At 51.8% G+C, this 4284-nt stretch carries 4 protein-coding genes; 2 read left to right on the top strand and 2 right to left on the bottom strand.

What is annotated here, in order from left to right; translation table 11 throughout:
* Together KKH67_00805 and KKH67_00800 are read left to right on the top strand one after the other, a co-directional pair.
* The coding region (locus KKH67_00805; GenBank protein MBU1317711.1) for an N-acetyltransferase at positions 1-1045 on the top strand (1045 nt) is incomplete at its 5' end.
* Positions 1042-1779 carry an FAD-binding oxidoreductase gene (locus tag KKH67_00800; GenBank protein MBU1317710.1) on the top strand — a complete coding sequence of 246 codons (738 nt, stop codon included), beginning with the start codon at positions 1042-1044 and terminating at the stop codon, positions 1777-1779. The genes KKH67_00805 and KKH67_00800, both read left to right, overlap by 4 nt.
* 261 nt (positions 1780-2040) lie before the next feature.
* Here KKH67_00800 and secF read toward each other — a convergent pair whose 3' ends face one another.
* Positions 2041-2964, bottom strand: coding sequence for a protein translocase subunit SecF (gene secF, locus KKH67_00795; protein MBU1317709.1), 924 nt, complete (start codon positions 2962-2964; stop codon positions 2041-2043).
* 13 nt (positions 2965-2977) lie between these two features.
* A partial coding sequence (secD, locus tag KKH67_00790; GenBank protein ID MBU1317708.1) for a protein translocase subunit SecD occupies positions 2978-4284 on the bottom strand: 1307 nt, incomplete at its 5' end.

Genomic DNA, 4284 nt, shown 5'->3' with positions numbered 1-4284 from the left:
CTGGGTGCCTCCTCTAATTTCGGCGCAAAGAGACATGCTCAACCCGAAGAAGAACCCATTCTTCCGTTATGCAAGTGTGAAGACATACATTGCGCGCCACGGCGGAGAAAATGTCGGCAGGATAGCTGCAATCGTCAATCGAAACCATAACGAGTTCCATGAAGAGAAGGTCGGGTTCTTCGGATTCTTCGAGTCGATCAATGACTATTCCGTTGCTCGCAAGTTGCTGAAGACTGCTATGATCTATCTGAAGAGCGAAGGCATGGAGAAGATGCGCGGACCAGTCAACCTGTCCACCAACTATGAGGTTGGTGCGCTAATCGATGCTTTCGATCTTCCTCCGGTTGTCAACATGACATACAACCCGCCCTACTACCCGGATTTCTACGAGAAGTTCGGATTCGCGAAGATCAAGGACCTTCTCGCATATCACATGACTCACGAGGATGCTCCTCCTGAGCGGTTAGTACGGATTGCTGAGAAGATCAGAGTGAAAGAGAATGTCACCATCCGCACGGTGAACATGAAGAAGTTCGACCAGGAACTGAGAGTTATCAACCAGATATACAATTCTGCCTGGAGCAAGAACTGGGGATTCATTCCGGTGCCGGACGACGAGTTCATTCACATCGCGAAAGACATGAAGCAGATCATCGATCCTGACCTTGTGCTGATCGCAGAGGTCGATGGCAATCCGATAGGATTTTCTCTTACCCTTCCGAATGTCTACCAGGTTCTTCCGTACGCCAACGGGCGGCTCTTCCCTCTCGGCATATTCAAACTGCTATGGCACACAAAGGTGAAGCATAAAATCGACTCGGTGCGAATCATCACACTCGGTGTCGAGCACGCCTATCAGAAACGGGGCATCGATGCAGTCTTCTACGTCGAAACATACAAGCGCGGCGTCGGCAAAGGCTATCGCTGGGGAGAGATGTCCTGGATTCTCGAAGACAACGTTCTCATGAATCGCGCCGCGAAGATGCTCGGCGGCAAAGTCTACAAGACGTACCGCGTTTACGAACAATCGCTCAATTCAAAATGAGCCGAATCAGATCAATCCTTTCAGAGCACTTCCCCAATGACGAGATAGCTGCACACGGCAGTGCGATTCGATTCACTCCAGATAACGAGCAGCATATTGTCAAGCTTGTGGAGTTGGCGATTGCGCATCAATTCAAGATATGTCCCGCAGGATCGATGTCACATATCGAGGCTGGTGACTTCGATGACAGCATCGTGATAGCCTCGTCAGAACATCTCAACAGCTTGATAGATTACTCGCCGGATGATTTGTACATCACAGTCGGTGCGGTGATGAGACTCCGCGATGTGAATTCTCATGTCACAGACAATCTGCTTTCGTTTGTGTTCGGCAATCTCGATTACGACGGCACTGTTGGCGGCGCGGTTGCAGTCGGTCTGTCCGCACAGTTTGATGGTGAGACCGTTCCGATCAAGCGCTCTGTGCCATCGCTTGCATTTGTGACGCCGTACGGCAAGTTGATCAGAGTCGGCGCGGTGACATTGAAATCTGTAGCAGGGTATGATGTGCCGAAATTGCTTGTCGGCAGCAGAGGGCAATTCGGATTCATCACATCGATAACACTCCGCTTATCACAAAACGCACCGGCCAACTGTATCACCATGGCAGGCTTCGGGGAATCCTGCCCTACGATCATTAGACCTCACTGGGGCGCGCTGGATGCTTCTCTCTCACATGTCGAACGCAACCTGAAATCGAATCTCGATCCACACGGAGTTTTCCCTGGTGCTTAATTGCGTGGCCGCGATCTCTGATCGCGGTTTACTGCTTGTAGGTTGAAACCCCTGAGCTCGGCGCATAGCGCAGAGCGTGGTTTCGACAATGATCCTGCTACTTACTAGATGCCGTTTTTCAACGGCATGACAGCGCTTTGCGCTGTATCCCGCGCCGTCGGGAATCCCTTCCCTACGGTCATCTAATCTGTGTACAACCAGTCGCCACAGAAAAAGCCCCTCGACGAGGGGCTTTCATATATCCCAAAAATCGTTATCAGTCTATTTGAAACGCTTCGGTGATTTGTTCTCCCATTCGACTACAATCGGGGAGGCTACAAACACCGACGAGTATGTTCCGACGATAACACCGATTATCAGCGCGAGTGCGAAATCTCTGAGGATCTCCCCTCCCGCTACAAACAGCACTATCACGACAGATAGTGTTGTCAGCGATGTCATCAGCGTACGACCGAGCACTTCGTTAACCGAGCCGTTGACCGTCGCAACAAAGTCACCTTTGCGGCGGAATGTCTTGAGATTCTCGCGAATCCTGTCGAACACAACGACCGAGTCGGTGAGTGAATATCCCGCAAGAGTCAACAACGCCACAACAACGAGCAGAGATATCTCTCGATTGAGTACGAAGAATATACCAAGCACCGCGAGCACGTCATGGAATGTGGCGACAGTCGCGGCAACACCGAACCGGAGATCAAACCTTATCCAGATATAAACGAGAATGCCGCATATCGCCAATATGACCATCACGATCGCTTTCTTCTCGAGCTCGCGTCCGATCGACGGCCCAACCTCGTGGACAGAATCAAGCGAAAACGCGTTGGTCGGGAAACTGGTCCTGAACGCACCAACGATCTGCTCGGTAACAGTCTCGCCACCCTCTGATCCGACCTTTACACGAATCAGGAAAGTGTGCAGATGCTCGTGCGCTGTGAGCTCAGTGATATAAGCGCCTTCGAATCCGCTCCCGGACAGTACAGAGCGAAGTTCGCCGATGTCGACCGGCGATTCGAAATATCCCTGCACCATCGTCCCGCCCGCAAAGTCGATTCCAAGATTGGCTTTGCCGAACAGGATGGCGAAGAAACAGATTACACCGAGGAGGATGAGAATTCCGGACGCTATGTAGGCCTTTTTCCTCTGGCCGATGAAATCAATATTAGTTCTCTTTATGATCCTGAACATCCTACAGGCTCCTTTATATGCTCAGCGTTTTGTAGCTCTTCCGGAACTCGAAAATCGTGCGCGTCACAACCAGTGCCGAGAAGAGTGAAACGAGAATACCGATAGAAAGTGTCACCGCGAATCCCTTGACCGGTCCGGTACCAAACGCGTAGAGAATCCCAGCCACAATCAGCGTTGTAATATTCGAATCTATGATAGCAACCGCGGCGCGGTCATATCCGGCATCAATTGATGCGCGCACTGTCTTGCCGGTAACCAGTTCCTCGCGAATGCGCTCAAAGATCAGCACAGCCGCGTCAACCGAAATACCGACCAGCAGAATGATTCCTGCAATGCCGGGAACGGTAAGCGTAGCTTTCAACATAGACATTACTGAAAGCAACACAAAGAGATTGAATACGAGCGCAAAATTGGCAACGAGGCCAGAAAGCCTGTAATAGAACGCCATCACGAGTACGACAACCAGCAGGCCGACCAGCGAAGCAGTGAACCCGCTGTTGATCGAATCCTTCCCGAGCGACGGTCCTACGACGTTGTTTTCGACAATCCTAACCGGCGCAGGAAGCGCACCTGCCTGAAGCACGATTGACATATCGTTTGCGTCATCGAACGACGCGCCCCCACCCATGGTGATAACTCCTTCATCACGAATCCGATCATTGATCCTCGGACCCGATTCAACCTGACCATCAAGGATGATCGCCAGCGGTTTGCCGATGTTCGGGCCGGTGATTCTGGCAAACTTCGAACCGCAGTCCTTCGTGAGTCTGAAATTGACCTGCGGGTTGCGGTATTGGTCGTATCCGGGAGTCGCGCTGACAAGGCAGTCACCGGTCAACTCGACCTTTTTCTTGGCGAGATAGAGACGGCGCATCATGCGACCCTGGAAGGACTCATCGCGTGTACCCCACATCCATTCATTATCGTGAGGCGTTACGGCCTGGACTTTTTCCAATGCGAGGTATTTCTTCAAGAGCGGAACATCGTCGGCGAAGACTATGTAACTCTCCGGGCTTGTCTGGTCTAAATATCCGGAAAATGCTGTGAATGCAGGTTCCTCGAAATCATCGAGGAGCAGCGAATCGGTTGAATCGGTGGCCGCTTCAGTCGTGTCCGCGGTCTCATCAAACAAATCCGCCACCGCATCCTCCATCTCCTTCTGGGAAGAGGTATCGTCCTTGGCTACAGCAGTCGTATCTCCCTCTGCCGCAGACTCCATGGCAGCAAGAGGATCTTTCCCGAGAATACCGTCGATCTTGCTTACAAGCTGCCGGGTCTTTTCCGGTGTCTCCAGGAATCTGAATTCTAGCTGGGCGGTTT

It is taken from the genome of Candidatus Zixiibacteriota bacterium, from assembly GCA_018820315.1.
Lineage (GTDB): Bacteria > Zixibacteria > MSB-5A5 > JAABVY01 > JAHJOQ01 > JAHJOQ01.
This window is presented reverse-complemented; position numbering and strand designations above follow the sequence as displayed.